The 17,462-nt window shown below is 36.6% G+C and carries 17 protein-coding genes; 9 read left to right on the top strand and 8 right to left on the bottom strand.

The annotated features are described in order from the left end of the window. The first annotated feature begins 1 nt into the window (after position 1). The 4 genes from ACIQ1H_RS08360 to ACIQ1H_RS08345 all read left to right on the top strand — a co-directional run bounded on the left by ACIQ1H_RS08360 (position 2) and on the right by ACIQ1H_RS08345 (position 3,848). Positions 2-1,531, top strand: a complete 1,530-nt coding sequence (locus tag ACIQ1H_RS08360; protein ID WP_402888579.1) for an ABC transporter substrate-binding protein — start codon at positions 2-4, stop codon at positions 1,529-1,531. A 16-nt stretch (positions 1,532-1,547) separates the two neighbouring features. Beyond that, positions 1,548-2,489, top strand: coding sequence for an ABC transporter permease (locus ACIQ1H_RS08355; RefSeq protein ID WP_402887992.1), 942 nt, complete (start codon positions 1,548-1,550; stop codon positions 2,487-2,489). 12 nt (positions 2,490-2,501) lie between these two features. Continuing rightward, complete coding sequence (locus ACIQ1H_RS08350) at positions 2,502-3,329, top strand: ABC transporter permease (protein WP_402887990.1); 828 nt, start codon at positions 2,502-2,504, stop codon at positions 3,327-3,329. 78 nt (positions 3,330-3,407) lie between these two features. Beyond that, on the top strand, positions 3,408-3,848 hold the full coding sequence (locus tag ACIQ1H_RS08345; RefSeq protein ID WP_402887988.1) for a GNAT family N-acetyltransferase: 441 nt from the start codon (positions 3,408-3,410) through the stop codon (positions 3,846-3,848). A gap of 69 nt (positions 3,849-3,917) precedes the next feature. On the opposite strand, the gene ACIQ1H_RS08340 is transcribed toward ACIQ1H_RS08345, so the two are convergent. Continuing rightward, positions 3,918-4,670, bottom strand: coding sequence for a sigma-70 family RNA polymerase sigma factor (locus ACIQ1H_RS08340; protein ID WP_402887987.1), 753 nt, complete (start codon positions 4,668-4,670; stop codon positions 3,918-3,920). Positions 4,671-4,822: 152 nt separating this feature from the next. Between ACIQ1H_RS08340 and ACIQ1H_RS08335 the strand changes: the two genes are divergently transcribed. Beyond that, positions 4,823-5,125 (top strand): Dabb family protein, encoded by a 303-nt coding sequence (locus tag ACIQ1H_RS08335; RefSeq protein ID WP_402887985.1) that lies wholly within the window; start codon positions 4,823-4,825, stop codon positions 5,123-5,125. 249 nt (positions 5,126-5,374) lie between these two features. Here ACIQ1H_RS08335 and ACIQ1H_RS08330 read toward each other — a convergent pair whose 3' ends face one another. From ACIQ1H_RS08330 to ACIQ1H_RS08305, 6 genes are all read right to left on the bottom strand, one after another. Further along, the gene (locus ACIQ1H_RS08330; RefSeq protein ID WP_402888591.1) at positions 5,375-6,094 is read right to left on the bottom strand and encodes a hypothetical protein; all 720 of its coding nucleotides are present in this window, start codon (positions 6,092-6,094) and stop codon (positions 5,375-5,377) included. A gap of 745 nt (positions 6,095-6,839) precedes the next feature. After that, positions 6,840-7,781, bottom strand: a complete 942-nt coding sequence (locus tag ACIQ1H_RS08325; protein ID WP_402887983.1) for a carbohydrate kinase family protein — start codon at positions 7,779-7,781, stop codon at positions 6,840-6,842. Between the two features lie 13 nt (positions 7,782-7,794). Continuing rightward, positions 7,795-8,670 carry a DMT family transporter gene (locus tag ACIQ1H_RS08320; RefSeq protein ID WP_172771098.1) on the bottom strand — a complete coding sequence of 292 codons (876 nt, stop codon included), beginning with the start codon at positions 8,668-8,670 and terminating at the stop codon, positions 7,795-7,797. Between the two features lie 113 nt (positions 8,671-8,783). Beyond that, the gene (locus ACIQ1H_RS08315) at positions 8,784-10,034 is read right to left on the bottom strand and encodes a glutamate-5-semialdehyde dehydrogenase (RefSeq protein WP_402887981.1); all 1,251 of its coding nucleotides are present in this window, start codon (positions 10,032-10,034) and stop codon (positions 8,784-8,786) included. Positions 10,035-10,046: 12 nt separating this feature from the next. After that, complete coding sequence (proB, locus tag ACIQ1H_RS08310; protein ID WP_172771100.1) at positions 10,047-11,141, bottom strand: glutamate 5-kinase; 1,095 nt, start codon at positions 11,139-11,141, stop codon at positions 10,047-10,049. Positions 11,142-11,626: 485 nt separating this feature from the next. Then, on the bottom strand, positions 11,627-12,010 hold the full coding sequence (locus tag ACIQ1H_RS08305) for a sodium:proton antiporter (RefSeq protein ID WP_402887979.1): 384 nt from the start codon (positions 12,008-12,010) through the stop codon (positions 11,627-11,629). A 242-nt stretch (positions 12,011-12,252) separates the two neighbouring features. Between ACIQ1H_RS08305 and ACIQ1H_RS08300 the strand changes: the two genes are divergently transcribed. Together ACIQ1H_RS08300 and ACIQ1H_RS08295 are read left to right on the top strand one after the other, a co-directional pair. Further along, complete coding sequence (locus ACIQ1H_RS08300) at positions 12,253-12,876, top strand: LysE family translocator (RefSeq protein WP_402887977.1); 624 nt, start codon at positions 12,253-12,255, stop codon at positions 12,874-12,876. A 14-nt stretch (positions 12,877-12,890) separates the two neighbouring features. Beyond that, positions 12,891-13,688, top strand: a complete 798-nt coding sequence (locus ACIQ1H_RS08295; RefSeq protein WP_402887975.1) for a DUF1835 domain-containing protein — start codon at positions 12,891-12,893, stop codon at positions 13,686-13,688. Positions 13,689-13,759: 71 nt separating this feature from the next. Here ACIQ1H_RS08295 and ACIQ1H_RS08290 read toward each other — a convergent pair whose 3' ends face one another. Continuing rightward, positions 13,760-14,662 carry a LysR family transcriptional regulator gene (locus ACIQ1H_RS08290; RefSeq protein WP_172771104.1) on the bottom strand — a complete coding sequence of 301 codons (903 nt, stop codon included), beginning with the start codon at positions 14,660-14,662 and terminating at the stop codon, positions 13,760-13,762. Between the two features lie 300 nt (positions 14,663-14,962). Here ACIQ1H_RS08290 and ACIQ1H_RS08285 point away from each other — a divergent pair, with 300 nt between their 5' ends. After that, positions 14,963-15,715: an alpha/beta hydrolase gene (locus ACIQ1H_RS08285; protein ID WP_172771105.1), complete on the top strand. Its 753-nt coding sequence runs from the start codon at positions 14,963-14,965 to the stop codon at positions 15,713-15,715. A gap of 350 nt (positions 15,716-16,065) precedes the next feature. Then, positions 16,066-17,415, top strand: coding sequence for a branched-chain amino acid transport system II carrier protein (gene brnQ, locus ACIQ1H_RS08280; RefSeq protein WP_402887973.1), 1,350 nt, complete (start codon positions 16,066-16,068; stop codon positions 17,413-17,415). The last annotated feature ends 47 nt before the right edge of the window (positions 17,416-17,462 follow it).

Raw genomic sequence — 17,462 nt, 5'->3', positions numbered from 1 at the left:
AATGCTGTTATTGCTAGTTGGGCTAATTATTAGCGCGTGTTCAAATGATGAGGACAAGAAAAATACAAATCAAGTCAGTACAAACGCGCCTGTAACAACAGAAACACCGCAAGAAATTGTTGTCCGTATTAATGATGATCCCGATTTTTTAGATCCTCATAAAGCGACAGCGTCTATATCCTACCAAATGATTCTTAATATGTTTGAAGGGCTGATGGCACCTGAAACAGATGGGTCATTAAAAGAAGGACTAGCGGAAAGATATGAGATTTCAGAAGATGGTTTAACCTATACATTTAAAATCCGTCCAGGTGTAAAATTTCATAACGGTGAGGAGTTAACAATTGAAGATATTCAATATTCCTTTGATCGCTTAATGGGCAAAAGTGGTGGAGAAAAAATGTCCAATAATTTTGATAATGTGGCGTCTACTGAAGCACCAGATGCTTCGACCTTTGTTATTAAGTTAAAAGAACCGAATTCTAATTTCTTATATTCGCTGACTGCTCGCCAATCAGCAGTTATACCGAAAAGTAATGATGGCAAACACAATGAAAATCCAATAGGGACTGGCCCATTTGCCTATGTAAAATACGCTCCTGGTTCAAATTTAATATTGAAAAAGAATGATAGCTATTGGAAGGAAGGTTTGCCTTATTTAGATAAAGTAACTTTTACCTTCCAATCGGACGATCAAGCAGCCATTATGAGCCTAATGGCAAATGAGGTGGACTTAACAAGTGTTCCTTGGCAACGTGTTAATGAAGTTGAGAGTAGTCATCATTTATCGCATCAAAACAATAACTCTTCCTTAATCGTGACGTTTAATGAAACGAAAGCGCCGTTTGATAATGTGAAAGTACGTCAGGCGATGAACTATGCAATTAGTAAATCGGATATTATTGATTCGGTATTTGCAGGCTATGCCGTACCACTTGGCTCGAACATGAGTCCTGCAATGGGGGACTATCAAAAGAAAGGTTTAGAAGACATGTACAAGCTTGATGTGGAAAAGGCGAAAGCATTATTAGCAGAAGCGGGTTACCCAGACGGCTTTAAAACAAAAATTACTGTATCTTCACATAATGATATTTATTCAAATATAGCGCAAATTGTTGCGGCAAACTTAAAGGAAATAGGTGTGGATGTAGAAATTGAAGTAGTGGAGTGGGGGATTTGGCTTGATCGTGTGTACTTCGGCCGCGACTATAATATGACGACGATCGATCTAACAGGGCGTGCATCTGCCTTTGAAATACTAAATGACTATATTTCTACAAATGACAGTGAAAACTTCTTCTTATTTAAAAATGAGGAATACGACAAAATTATGGCAGACGTCTTAAAAGAAACAGATACTGCAAAGCAAATCGACTATTACCAACGTGCGCAAGAAATTTTAGCAGAGCAGGCAGTGTCCGTTTATGTGGCTGATTACCAGATCGTGTGGGGGTCTGATAAGCAAGTGACAGGTCTGAAGAGCTATCCATTCTGGTTCCACGATATGTCGGAGGTAAAATTCTCAAACTAGAAAGAGATGATTACAAATGATGTATATTATACGTCGATTCATCCTGTTAATAACAACAATTCTTCTAGTGTCGATCATTACATTTGGTGTTTTTCAAATTTTACCTGGGGATCCTGTTCGAACAATGTTAGGAACGGAAGCAGATCCTACACAAATTGAAAATTTGCGGTCTGAGCTTGGTTTGGACCGACCCCTTTATGAACAATACGCTGATTGGATGAAGGGGTTATTGACAGGGGAATTAGGCAATTCAATTCGTTTCTCAATGCCTGTAAAAGATTTATTGTTTGATAGACTTCCTGTAACGATGTCATTAGCATTGCTCACACTAACCATTGTATTACTCGTTTCTTTGCCGCTTGGCATGTTTGCAGCGAGACGACAAAATAAGCTGAGTGATGTGTCATTATCGACATTGACACAAATCGGCATGGCTGTCCCTTCATTTTGGCTAGGGATGATGCTTATTTTATATGTCGGAATGAAATTTAGCTTTTTTAAAATTAGTGGCTATATCCCATGGACACAAAGTATATCTGGTGCGTTAAGTACGCTTGTCCTTCCAGCGTTAACAATTGCTATACCTCAAATTGCTGTCAACTTCCGTTACGTGCGAACGGCTATTTTAGAGCAAATGCAACTTGATTATGTTCGAACAATACGCAGTAAAGGTATGTCAGAGCAAAATGTCATGTATAAGCATGTTTTAAAAAATGCGATGATACCGATATTAACGGTCTTTGGATTAATTATGGCAGAAGTGGTCGCAGGAACAATTATTGTCGAGCAAGTATTTTCATTGCCAGGTGTGGGCCAGCTACTAATTACTGCTATCAGTAATCGAGACTTCCCTTTAGTACAAGGGATTGTTATGTATATTACAGTTGCAGTAGTTGTAATTAATTTTATCGTCGATATTTTATATTCTGTTTTAGATCCAAGAATCCGATTACGATGAGAGGTGGATGCAATGCAAACTATACAGCGCTACATGAAAAATATAAATTTAATCATTGGTCTACTCGTCATCGTCGGATTTTTACTTGTAATGGTCATTAGCTTCTTTTATACACCGCATGATGTCAATACGATGAATATACCAGAAAAATTGCACAGTCCAAGTAGTAAGTATCTCTTTGGGACAGATGAATTTGGGCGTGATATTTTTAGTCGGACGATGAAAGGCACACAAACAGCATTTGCTGTCGGTTTATTAACAGTATTCATCGGCTCATCATTTGGTATTTTAATCGGAGGTATAGCGGGATATATCGGTGGCTGGGTAGATGAAATTTTTATGCGTTTGATGGATGCTTTAATGGCATTTCCAGGAATTATTTTAGCGCTAATGTTAGTGGCTGTTTTTGGACCTGGCGTAGTCAATACGGCGATAGCACTCGGGGTTATCGCTATTCCAGCCATCGCTAGAATTGCACGTAGTGGTTATGTCCAGCATCGTGATGCCGAATATGTATTAGCTGCTAAATTAATTGGAGTAAAGCCCTATAAAATAATGTTTCGTCATATTTTACCCAATATTTCCTCACAAATTATTGTTGCTGCCACGGTTACTTTTGCGACAGCAATGCTCGCTGAAGCAGCACTTAGTTATTTAGGGCTTGGTGTACAACCACCAAATCCTAGCTGGGGACGCATGTTAAAAGATTCTCAAGCGTATTTAGTAAAAGCATCCTGGTATACATTTGCACCTGGAGGAGCAATTACGATGCTAGTGTTAGGATTGTATATGCTGAGCAACGCTCTGCGTGATTATTTGGATCCTCGTTCAAAATCGTAAAAACGCTATTGTCATGGAGATAAAAAACGTTCTATACTAAATAGATTACGCATGGGAAAGTTCGAGGAGGTACTCTACATGACAACAACACTAATTACAACAGAAGATGATTTGCAAACAGCTTTTGCTATTCGGAAAGCTGTCTTTATAGAAGAACAACAAATTCCTGCTTCAGAAGAATACGATGAATTTGATGCGCTCGATGCGGCATGTGAACACATTCTTGTCTCTGTCAATGCGCAGCCAGTTGGTACAGGTCGTTTACGTGTTGTAGATGGCTATGGGAAGCTTGAGCGAATTTGTATTTTAGAGGAATACCGCAAATATGGGCTAGGAAAAGTGATTATTCAAACGCTAGAAAAGTTAGCACAAGAAAAGGGCTTAACGAAGTCGAAGCTAAGTGCGCAAGTATATGCAGAAGGCTTTTATGAGAAGCTCGGTTATACGCGTACAGGTGAAGAATATATGGACGCAGGTATTCCGCATATTTTAATGAAAAAGCAATTTAACAAAGCTTAATTTTGCGCGTCAAACGATTGAAACAAAAAAGGCCTTCTCAATGATTTTGAGAAGACCTTTTTATTAAATTTACTTAGTGTTAGGATGCCATACACCTTGTTCATTTTTAACGAAATTAATATTTAATGTAAAATCCTTGAATCTTAAAATTATAGTGCCTTGCGTTTCACTTAGTTGTTCAAATTCTGCTTTCTCAATACCATTATAATTATAAGCACTAATAAGCATCTGAATTTCCTTTGTATAATAATATTTTTTAAATTTTTGTTTATCTATATACTCTTCAATTTCCGAACGTGTTTGTCGCGCTACTAATGAATAATGTGTTAAGTAGTCCCCTTGTGCTTTATGTACCGATAACTTTGATTTAAGTAATTCTTTTCCTCTACGTAATCTTGTGCGAACTGTGTTTTGAGAAAGATTTAGCAAATCGGCTATTTCCGATGCCTCAAATTCCTCGTAATAAAACAATATAATGACTTCCCGATAGTGAATCGGTAACTTCATTACTTCTTGTTTTAACGAAAGAAATTGCTGTTGGCGCATGACTTCCTGTTCGGCTGATTTTTCGTTTGTCCAAAAGGGTGTTAAAAATTGCAGGACGTTTTTGCGCTTCATTTTGCGTAATTCATCGTGACAGCGATTAATTAATATTCTTGTTAAATACGTTTTCAATAATGCATCTTTGCGAAAAGCGTCGCCCTTTATGGCAAATGTAAAAAATACATCCTGCGTAATTTCCTCAGCGAGTTGCCGATCTTTCACATATAAATAGCTTAGATGGAATAGGTATTCACCGTATTCGTCCACTAGCTGCTCCATAAAACTACCACCTTACTTGTCTTTTAATGATTAGACGTATAAATTTACGAATATTGTTCAAAAAAATAAAAATTGTCAAAATTACTAGTATTGAAATTTAATAGACGACTCTATATGATTATTAAAAAAGATGTGTCGGAGGGGATATGTACATGATTAGACATATTGTGATGTGGAATCATAAAGATGAATTTAACGAAGAGCAACAAGCGCAAAATGCACAAATCGTCAAAACAGAGTTAGAAAGCCTAACAGATAAAATTAGTGGAATTATCTCATTACATGTTATCACAAATCCATTAGCATCTAGTAACCGACAAGTACTTTTAAACAGTCTATTTGAAAGTGAAGAGCATTTGCAACAATATCAAATTCACCCTGACCATGTTCGTGTAAGCCAATTAGTCGGTTCATTAATGACTGATCGAATATGTATAGATTTTGAAGAAAATTGATAAAGCAAACTCCATTTTGAATTATTTCAAAATGGAGTTTTTTGATTTAAAACGATAATAGTACATCATGTTTCGTTGGATAAGATGTAATGGCACCATGTTTTGTTGTGGATGCACCAGCATAATGATTTTCAAAGGAGGGCGATGTTGTTGATTAATGAAAAAGAAGAAAAAGAGTAGCAGAGATGATTGCTACTCTTTTTTTTTGAACGTTAGATGTCTCATAAAGTAATTTGGTTTTCAATTATGTTATAAAACGACACCAGTTGGCAAACATATGAAGCTTGTATTTAATGTATGTTGAGTTGTAAAACCAAGGTAATTTACTTCTCCACCGATAGTGAATGCATAAGTACTGCCTAAACCAGTAATACGAGCGTTTACTCCTGTTCGCATAAAATTACCATCTAAAGCAGTGGTGCGTAAATTAGAATAGCTAGCAAATACTTGACGACCACCAGCTAGCTGTGTTGTAAAAGTTGCAGATACTGCTATATCAACAGGAGTTGAACCATGTATAACTCTGACCTTACGTGATGCAGAAGTAGTAGAGAATGGCGTTATTGTATTTGAAAGAGCTGCTACGGCGTTAGCTTGTGTAACCTCAATTGCTTGTTGTTTAACTACTTCTTCTGATGTCCAATCTTCTTCGAATCCTTTCAAAGGAATCTCAACAACGCTAGATTGTACCCTCTCAATTGCTCGTTGTTTAAACACTTCTAGAGAAACCCAAGCCTCTTCTTCAAAATCCTCAATTGGAGAAACTTCAATATCTACTAGACCGTCTCCCCATGTATATGTGGATTTTACTTCGTTTAAAATTTCTATATATTGTTGATGTAATTGTTCTTTTTCTTGTTGACTTAACTCAGCTGCTGATGCGCTGTTATTTGTAATAAAGAGAATACAAGCGAAAGCAAAAAGGACCGTGAAAAATTTGTAAATTTTTATCGACAATTTCTTTCCCATTTTATCCTTCTCCTTATCTTTCAAATTAACTCACTAGTGTCGCATTTTTAAATTTTGAATGCTCTTATTTTTAAATCGACTTGGTTTTAATAAATAACAAAGACACTCAAGTAGAGATAGTGCACATCCATTATTTACTATAACCTCAGACTGGTGCGACAGAAACTAAATAACTTTATGAGACGGTACTGCCTGAATTAGTGTACAAGCACATTTTTGCTCGTTTCTATAAAACGAATTTAATTAAGTAGCGACTCATTTATATTTGTGTTTAATCTGGTGATTAACTAAGCAAGTACATTCAAACAGTAGCAATCATCGCGAAATTCTCTAAGTTGTGTACAGTTTGCTCATTGTAACCGTAACTTTTTTATTTTGGTTATACTCTTCATAAACATATGAAGTAAATGTAGAATATTAAGTTATAGTGTTGAATTAAGTTCCTGCGACGACAGTGAGGATAATTAAATTTTATAGTAATTTTATATTTTTTGTCTAGTGATAATATAGAAAGCGAAAGTATAAAATATTTAATATAAATGAATAAGAAGAGAATAAAAGGAAGCGTATTTCTTTGTAAGATTATGTAACCTTAATAAATTCACCCGGAACATGTTCGTGTTAGCCAGTTAGTAGGTATATTAATAAAAGATAGAATATGTATGGATTTTGAAGAAATCGATAAAACGAACTCCATTTTGATTTTTTCAAAAGGGAGTTTGTTGTTTAAAATGATACTGGGACATCATGTCGTTGGAAAAGATGCGATGGCACCATGTTTTGTTGTGGAAGCGCCAGCATATCGATTGGCGAAGGAAAGTAGGGGAGTAGCAAATGTTTCGCAAAAGTTTTCGACTGTCTCTACTGTTATGTTTTTTTGCAATAAAACACTTAAGATGGCTCCGATAAAGGCATCACCTGCACCTGTCGTATCAATTGCTTGCACAACATTTGCAGCAGCTTTCACATGTTGTTGCCTCGTATAAAGACTAGCGCCTTGTGCACCATGGGTCACGAAAATAACTTGAACCTTCCCTTGGAATAATGATTGAACGGCATGTTGCTCATCGTCTAGATGCGTTAAAAATGATAGTTCCTCGTCAGAAAGTTTTACGATATGCGCACGCGGAATAAATTTTAAAATCGTTTGTCGACATAATTCAGCGTCTTGCCAAAGAGGGAGTCGTACGTTCGGATCAAAAGAAACGAGACAGCCTGTTTGATGTGCTTGCTCAATGATAGCCTCATGTGCTTGCTTCATCGGACTGTCCACTAAGTTCACCGAGCAAAAGTGAAGGATGTCTTTTGCTGTAAGTAAATTAGCTGGTAATTGTTCTGGTTGATATAGTAAATCAGCGGCATTTCTGCGGTAAAATAAAAAATCTCGGTCACCATCTGCTGACAAAGATACAAAGGCGAGGCTTGTTTCACCTTCAGTTGTTTGCGCAATATATTGGGTGTCCACGCCCGCTTGTTTGACGGTATGGATTAAAAAGTCACCAAATGCATCTTGCCCTACTTGTGATAGTAGGGCAGCTGGGTGCCCCAATTTTGCACAGACCGCAGCTACATTAGCAGGGGCACCTCCAGCATTTTTTGTGAATTGTTCTACTGAACAAAGCGAGTCACTTTGTTCAGTAGGGGTAAAGTCAATTAACAGCTCACCGATTGTATACAATTTACGCATATAATACCCCCTTTTACGATAACTTAGCTTTTTGCTTTGGGAGGTAAATCGTATAAAAAATTCCCCCAAATATTAAAACAATGCCTACAGTTTGCATAATGCTCGGCATGAAATCCAGCAATAACATATCTAATAAAATAGCTACAACAGGGTCTACGAATACTAAAACAGAAACTAGTATCGTAGAAAGGTTGCGGATACTATCGAAAAATAAATAATAAACGAATCCAGTATGAATAAAACCTGTACCTAAAATATAAAGCCAATTCGTTGTTGTTAACACTTCAAATAGTGAAAAATCCACAAAAGGTAAAAGCATGACGATACCAACTGTTGTTTGTATAAACGTAAGGGCATAGGAGCTTAAATTTTGTATCGTTCTGCTCGTTAACATTGTAAATGCATAAAAGAGAGCAGAGAGTAACGCCCAAACGAAGCCAGACTGCATAAATTCAGATAATGAAATAAAATTATGTAGACCGATGATAAAAATACTTCCGATAAAACAAGTCAATGTTGCGACAAGCGCTTGTACTGTCATTTTTTCCTTTAACAACAGAGCCCCTAATATAAGCACAAAAATCGGTGCTAGATTATAAATGGAAATAGCAATGGAGATTGACATTTCTTCAAATGCTTTAAATAAAAATACCCAATTCAATACGATAAAGACACCGCATAGTAGTGTACGTGCTACTTCTTTTTTGTCCCATACTTCAGTTTTATGGCCACCTGTCATTAGCCACAAAAAGCCGAGGAAGAGAGTAGCACAAATACAACGGATAAAGACTAGCTCTATAGCTGGTAAACCAGTATGAATGGTGAAAAAGCCAATGGAGCCGAAAATGGCCATCGATACAGTAAGTTTTATTACTGCAGAAATATTCATATCAAACCTTCTTTCTAGTAGACATACAATAGCTACTGGTTGTTAAGTGATTATGCTAGTAAAGAAACCGACAGTGTAGTTTACTGTCGGCTTGTTATATTGGTAACTAATTGTTACTGACGAATTTGCCCATTTCCATGGATAAAATACTTTGTTGATGTTAATGCTGGTAAGCCCATTGGTCCACGTGCGTGTAATTTTTGTGTACTAATACCGATTTCGGCGCCATAGCCGAATTCAAAGCCATCTGTAAAGCGAGTAGATGCATTATGATAAACGGCTGCGGCATCTACATTATTTAAAAATGTATCTGCTACTAGTGGATCTTCAGTAATGATAGCTTCCGAGTGGTTTGTACCGTATTGATTGATGTGCTCAATAGCCTCAAAGACGTTTTCGACAACTTTAACGCTTATTTTTAAATCTAAGTACTCCGTTGCATAGTCTTCCTCTGTAGCGAGCTGCGCGAAATTTACGGTTTGGCAAACTGTTGCATCACCGACAATTGTCACTCCAGCATCGTGCATCGCATTTAACAGCTTTGAACCGTGTTCACAAAACCAGTCAGGATGAATGAGTAAGCTTTCAGCCGCGTTACAAACAGAAGGACGTTGTGTTTTGGCATTCAGACAAATTGTCTCTGCTTTTATGTAATCGGCAGTTTGGTCAATATAAATATGGCAATTACCAGCTCCTGTTTCAAGCACTGGTACTGAAGCTTCACGAACGACTAAATCGATAAGGGCCTTGCCTCCACGAGGAATTAATACATCTAGGTATTCTTTCAAATGGAATAATTCCTTTGCCGTTTCACGATTCGTATCTTCAATTAGTTGCACTGCATCAACAGGGATAGACGTTTTTTCAAGCGCTTTGTGAATACTTGCCACAAGCGCAATATTTGAAAATTTAGCAGAGGAACTTCCTCGTAAAATAACGGCATTTCCGGTTTTCAACGATAATGTTGCGGCATCAACAGTTACATTTGGTCTCGCCTCATAAATCATGCCGATTACGCCAATTGGTACCATACGCTTTTCAATACGTAGACCATTTTCTTTATCAATACGCTCAAGGATTGTGCCAACGGGATCATTTAATGTTACAAGTAAACGAATGGCATCTGCCATTGCTGAAATACGATCTTTGCTTAACATAATGCGATCAAGGGTAGAAGGTGGCATACCTTTTTCTTTGCCACTTGCTAAGTCCTTTAAATTTTCTGCAATGAGTACATCCTGATCGTTAATTAATTGCTCAGCAATTTTTAGTAGTGCATCATTTTTTTCGCAAGTCGTTTTAATATTTAATACATAGCTTGCTGCCTTTGCGCGTTGTCCCTTTAGATATACTTCACTCGTCATCTTTAGTCCTCCTTAATTCGTTTGTATTTTTAACCATTTATCTCGATGAATAACTTCTATTGGATAGTTCGTTAATTCATCTGTCCTTTTTCCCATTGCATGTGCTAGCTCAAGTGAGGAGTATAAAACTTCGCCACGACCAAGAAGTCTATTTTCACAATAAACCTCTACAACATCACCGTGTTCAAAGTCTCCTTCAACACGGTAGACACCAGCTGGTAGCAAGCTTTTACCGTTCTCTAGCAAGGCAATTTCAGCACCGTTATCTACAAAAATTTTACCAGAAATTTCCGTAAGTGCAATCCACTGTTTATTATTTGTTAATATAGCGAGCGCCTCATGCTCAACATATGTCCCATCTCCATGACCATTCATAATATCAACAAGTTTATGCGCACCATCACCAGTGCCGATAAATACCTTCACACCAGCATTTAAAGCTGCTCGCGCAGCCAAAAGTTTAGACTCCATTCCACCTGTTCCGACTTTTGAGCCTGCACCATCAGCAAAGCCAAGCATTTCATCAGTCACTTCTGTTAATCGATCAATTCGTTTAGCTTGCGGATTTTTATTGGGATTTGCGTCATATAAGCCATTAATATCTGTAAGTATAATGAGCTGGTCTGCATGGACAAGTCCACTTACAAGTGCCGATAACATATCATTATCGCCAAATGTTAACTCACTAACAGATACAGTGTCATTTTCATTTATAATTGGGAGCATCGAACGTTCTAACAATTCCTCAAATGTTGCATAGGCATTTTTGTAGCGTTCTTTTTTCGAAAAATCCGTGCGTGTAAGTAAAATCTGTGCAGGCGTAATATCATAAATACTAAATAGCGCATGGTATGTTTGGATAAGTAAACTTTGGCCAACTGCAGCGGCAGCTTGTTTCCCTTTTACTGTTACTGGACGAGAAGGGTAGCCTAAATGTTTAAAACCCGCTGCAACAGCCCCTGAAGAAACAAGCAAAACTTCATGACCACATTTTTTTAATTCTGCAATAGCTTGCACATGATCCATTAAGCGTACTTTATCAATTTCGCCTTTTGCATTCGTTAAGGAGCTACTGCCAATTTTTACGACGATTCTTTTTCTTTCCATTCCATTTCCCCCAGTTCACCATTCGTTGTCTCACCCGCTGTTAAAATAACAATAAAAAAACCTTTTCATCCTAAAAAATTAGGACGAAAAGGTTGCTTTCCGTGGTACCACCTACATTGAATATCTTGAGATATTCCACTTTCCTCATAACGCTTGAGACTGCGCCTAGTTTTTGCTAGGACGTTTCACGAAGTAGGTTCTGTAGACTTTTTTGTACAATGCCTTGCAGCCGATGGGCATCGCTCTCTTAGCAATTAGTTTCTACGTACTAGTCTTCGTTCGCTTTATTTTTATTGTTTTTTGTGCAGAGGTCCGTACCATATATAATGAAAACGGCACTCGTTCGTACTAGTAATTGAATAAAGAATGCACTACTTCTGTGAGTCTGTCAAGCTGAATAGAAAAAATCTGTATAAATGAGGACAAAAAGGTGAAGATCAGAACACTCGCATATTAAAATGAATGCCCTACTAATTTAAAAACGGTTATTTAAACCACCAAATGGCAACTAATAAAGGCAACATCGCCAAAATCATAACAAAGAAACTCCATAATATTTGTTTTCCTGTTGTCATATTTTTTGGCTTAATGCTCATTTTTTCATAGAGTTGATTGATGGCACGTTGCTCTTTTGCATAGAGCATTGACTGAAATGCATCATAATCTTGTATATAACTTGATGGGGGTCTTGGGCTAAAACGTAAATTTCGGATATCCTCTGTAATATCTTTTTCGCCAAGCCAATACGTAAGAACTGGTGCTAAGCCAGAAGATTGCATTGCTTGAACGTCGACATCATGTGTTTTCATTTTATAAAAAACATTCCCTTGCTCGTCCTCAAATTCTTGAACTATATCGCTTACTGCCATCGACGGCTCACCTCGTTTCCAATGCAATGTAAACAAAATATCTAGTGTTTATTATCATTATAATGCATAAACAAAGAAAATGTTGTTTGAACGAGCATTAATCGAGACAATAATTTTCTTGTAAAAAATTCTATATATAGTCATAAACTCACAACTAAAGTAGAGAGTGTCGTGTAGTATAATGAAAATAAAACCATTCTAATTATGTTTTTTTTTATAAGCAGTGGGAAGAAGGGGAAGAGTTGGAAATTTCAACGTTAGTGACGTTTTTAGGAGCAGCCATTATTTTAACGTTAATGCCAGGACCGGACAATTTATTTGTCCTTGCGCAAAGCATTACACAAGATAAAAAGGCAGGCATTGCTACTTCATTAGGCTTATGTACAGGTTTACTTGTGCATATCGGAGCTGCAGTTTTAGGAATCTCAGCTATTATTTATCAATCGACGGTCATCTTTTCGATTGTCAAATTTGCAGGTGCTGCCTATTTATTATATTTAGCATGGCAATCATTTCGAGCAAAGGATGATCCTTTTACATTGGATCAACAAAATATTCAAGCTTTAGGTTCGCTGTATCGTAAAGGAATTTTGATGAATGTCTTAAATCCAAAGGTTTCTTTATTTTTCTTAGCACTATTGCCACAGTTTGTAAACCCAATACATGGCCATGTGGCATTACAAATGCTTATTTTGGGTATTGTATTTTTAGTACAGGCACTCATTCTATTCTCGTTATTTAGTATTTTTGCGGGGAAAGTTAGAAAAATCATTATAGGGAAGCCAGCAATCGCTAAACGTTTGAATATGGTACAAGGCATACTATTTACTTTTATCGGTATACAGATCGCACTAAGTAAACAATAAAAGGAGGAGGCTATATGGCAATTTTACATATTACCTTTAGTTTATCTGCACAAGGTTCTATTAAACACGCGATACGACAACACCATTTACAGCGAGAAGAGTCGGTCATTTGTGTCAATGATATTTTCTCGATTGGACCACTTACAAGTTTGGAAAATCGAAAGCAATGGTTAAATACTAATATTTTTAGAGATAAAGAAGAACGAGCATTATACGAAGACATTCATAAGATGTGGACGAGATCAATCGCAGGTATTCCTTGTGATATGGATATATGGATTTGGTATAGCCAAAATACACATGAAGAAATAGGGTTACGCTATGTTATGAGTGAGTTTATAAGTAAATGCAGCATGGTATTTGGTATAGATGCAACTGTTGCTTTAAAGCGAATTCATCCAGATATGTCCATTCACCATACAGGAGAATTATCTGCAGATATGCTTATGAAACTACGACCTGACGCTAAGCGCTTTTCATTGGAAGAGTGTCAGCGACTTGCTAAAGAATGGGCAGAACTCAAGCAAAACCCAAGTACATTGCGAGTTTGGCAAAATGGTGTTGTTCACGCAGAAGAGAATATTTACGATGCAACAATTATTGAAAGTGCAAAAGAATTACAAGATAAAAACAAGGAGTTCTGGCTTTCACCAGCGACTGTCATTGGGCAAACTATCAATAAAAACGAAGACTTTATGAGCGATGCCTTTTTAGAATATCGAATTTTTACGATGGCAAGGCAAGGGCTTTTTGAAATTAGCGGTGACACGACGGATATGTTTTCTTATCAAATTAAATATATAGGGGAGTAATGAATACTTTCATAATACCTCTTCAAGTATAAATTGAAAGCGGAAGAATGCATAAATGCATCCTTCCGCTTTTAGTCGTTGTTTTTAGCAGGTCCCATTTTTTCATAATAATCAAAGACAAATTTCTGAAATTGTCGAGCGGAAGGTGAAAGGTAACGATTTTCAATCCAAGCCATTCCGATAATACGTTCACAGACCATATCTTCAACATGAATTTTTACGACTTTATTTGGATTAAGATCTTCATCATCAGGTAGTAGGGATACGCCAAGGCCAGCCCCTACAAATCCCGCGACGGTAGAGACCTCATCTCCTTCATAAGTAATTTTAGGCTTTATGCCCGCAGCATTTAATAATCGATCCGCAGTACGTCGTAATGCATAGCCTTTTTTCATTAATACAAAATTTTCATTTTCTAATTCCTTCATTGTAATGCTTTTTCGATTGGCAAGGTGATGATCAATCGGCACCATAATGTAAAGCTCATCTCGCCATAGTTCTTTCCAACATACAGGTGGTTCAGTGTTAATAGCTGCAAGTAGGCACAGATCGAGCTCACCAGCAAGTAGTTGTTTTAATTGTGAATGTGAATAGTTTTGTGTGAAATGAAAGCGGATTTGCGGATGTTGCTGACGGAAAGCGCGGATCAAATCAGGTACAATACTTGTTCCAAGTGTATGTAAAAAGCCCAGTGACACGTCTCCAAGCTCAGGATTATTCAGCTCCTGTAATTCTAAAACTGCCTTTTCATATTCTTTGCGCATACGCTGCACACGATATAAAAACTGCTCTCCATAGCGATTTAGCATGATGGAGCGTCCTTGGCGGTCAAATAAAGGTACACCTAATTCCTCCTCAAGCTTAGAGATTGAGCGACTTAGTGCAGGCTGTGAAATAGCTAATACATCCGCAGCACGTGTCATATGTTCAAGTTTTGCTACCGTTGCAAAATATTCCAATTGTTGCCATTCCATTTTTCCCACCTCCATTAATAGTATTTCTATTAGTTACCTGCATTATAACGGTAAAAGTATAGGAAGTATAGGCAACGTAGAAAAATTTTATAAGGGAAAACAAAGTAATTTTAATAAAGTAATTTTTATTATTTCTAAGCATCCGCAAAGGGTGATTATACAAGGCTTCAACCTCACACCATTCATGCATGAAAAGTATCGAAACGATAAAAACTATAAATTGTACATTATGAATAAAGGGTGTTAAGATAGACACATAAAATACACAAATACAAATTTCCGTGAAGGGGATATTATAAAATGAAGTTATCAAAGCCGCAACCTCTAACAATTGAGGGAGGCAAAAAAGCCGTACTATTACTGCATGGATTTACAGGTAGCACAAAAGATGTGAAAAAGCTAGGGGAATTTTTATCAACACGTGGTTATACAGTTCATGCACCTATTTATAGTGGTCATGGGGTAGAACCAGAAGCCCTACTTGAAACAAAGCCTGAAGACTGGTGGAATGATGTAGTAGAAGGCTACAACTTCCTAAAAAATAAAGGCCATGAAGAAATCGCAGTAGTAGGAATTTCACTTGGCGGTGTCTTTTCGTTAAAAGTAGCAGAGCAATTTCCTGTTAAAGGAGTTGTTGCCATGTGTGCGCCGATAACACGCGATAGCTCAAAAGGTTTATTTACACGTTTATATAATTACGCAAGACTATATAAACATTTTGAAAACAAATCAAAAGACCAAATTATTTCTGAATTACATGAATTACGAATTACACCAAAAGATTCCTTAGACGGTGTTACTCGTTTAACAGAAGAAACACGTGAAGATTTACCAGCAATTAAAGCACCAACTTTAGTATTGCAAGGATTATTAGACGATGAGCTATACCAACAAAGTGCTCCGTTTATTTTAGATACAGTTAAAACTGATGATAAAGAAATTATATGGTATGAAAATTCAGGTCATATCATTACATTAGATAAAGAACGTGAAAAAGTTTATGAAGATGTATATAATTTTTTAAACCATATTGAGTGGTCTGTTGCAAACTAAGAGCTGTCTTCTGACAGCTCTTTTCATTTTAAATTTTTACTTATTAGCTAGCAACTGTGCATTTAGTAATCAACTTCGAAAAAACTATTGTTTTTATAATAAATGCCTGTTACCATAGTGAAATTGTAGTGAAAATTCATTCGATTTAACTTTTTTAGCATAACTCTCAAAACCGATAAGTGAGACAAGCTAAAAATTGTCACTTGCACGAAGAGAAACGCTTAAACAGTTAAAGTCCTGGCGAATGCCCCAGATTTTTTTAAGGCTTTTCGAGTAAGCTCATAATAATCTGAACTGAATTCGCCAAGGTAATTTGCTATAGTCAAACACATCAAGGGAGTACATCAATTATGCAAAAGAAAATACCTTTTTCTACTTATGCAGTCATTGGCACAATGTTATTCGGACTGTATTTTGGAGCAGGGAACCTTATTTTTCCAATCCAACTTGGACAACTAGCAGGAACAAACTTCTGGTTTGCACTAATCGGCTTTTTAGTTACAGCAATCGGTTTGCCATTTTTGGGCATATTAGCGATTGGTTTATCGGGCAGTAATGGTCTGCGTGATTTAGCGAGCCGTATTCATCCTTTATTTGGCGTTATTTTTTCACTAGCGCTATACTTAACAATTGGTCCCTTTTTTGCAATTCCTCGAACTGCGACAGTACCATTTGTCGTTGGCTTTGAACCATATATTAGTGCGGAGCATACAACAATTTTATTAGCCGTATTTAGCTTCATATTTTTTGCAATAGTCTATTATTTCTCATTAAATCCAGCAAAAATTATGGATTATATCGGTAAGGTTTTAACACCAGCCTTTTTAGTCGTATTATTTATTTTAATTATTATCAGTATTGTGAAGCCGATGGGGCATTTCCAAGAACCAATAGGTGACTATATCCAGTCTTCCTTTATGACAGGTTTTAAAGAAGGCTACAATACGATGGATGCATTAGCATCACTAGCATTTGGTATTGTCGTAATTAATGCTATTAAAAATGCGGGTATTACTGATCGGAAAGAAATTGCTAAGGCAACATGGAAATCGGGTATTTTCGCTATGGCATTAATGACTTTAATCTATGGGCTCATTACGTATATGGGTGCATCTAGTATTGAAGCTGTCGGAACATTTGATAATGGTGGTTTAATTTTTGCAGCAGTAGCAGACCATTATTTCGGCTCATTTGGTGCTATTTTATTGGCAGTAATTATTGTACTAGCTTGTTTAAAAACTAGTATTGGCTTAATTACTTCTTGTAGTGAATTTTTCCATGAAGTTTTCCCGAAAATTAGCTATAAATGGTTTGTTTTCATTTTGTGCGTAGTTTCATTTTCAATAGCTAACTTTGGTTTGAATAATATTATTCAATTTGCTATTCCAGTGCTAATGTTCTTATATCCACTTGCGATTGTTCTTATTTTACTAGCCTTAAGCTCTTCATTATTTAACAATAAGCAAGCCGTTTATGCATCTGCAATGTTTTTAACATTTTTTGTTAGCCTAATTGATGGCTACAATGCATTAGTAAATAGTATGCCTGCAGCAAAATTAAGTGTATTGGATTCAGTAGCAGAGCTGTATTCAAATATATTACCTTTATATGATATTGGTTTAGGCTGGATATTACCAGCTGTAATTGGAGTCATTATTGGATTAGCAATGCCTTCAAAAAAAGTAGCAACAATTAACTAAAACATGCAAAAGCACACACATACAAAAAATGAATGTGTGTGCTTTTA

Source organism: Lysinibacillus sp. NPDC097279 (assembly GCF_044761745.1).
Taxonomy (GTDB): Bacteria; Bacillota; Bacilli; order Bacillales_A; family Planococcaceae; genus Lysinibacillus.
Note: the sequence above shows the minus strand (reverse complement) of the source record. Positions and strands in the feature narration are given on the sequence as shown.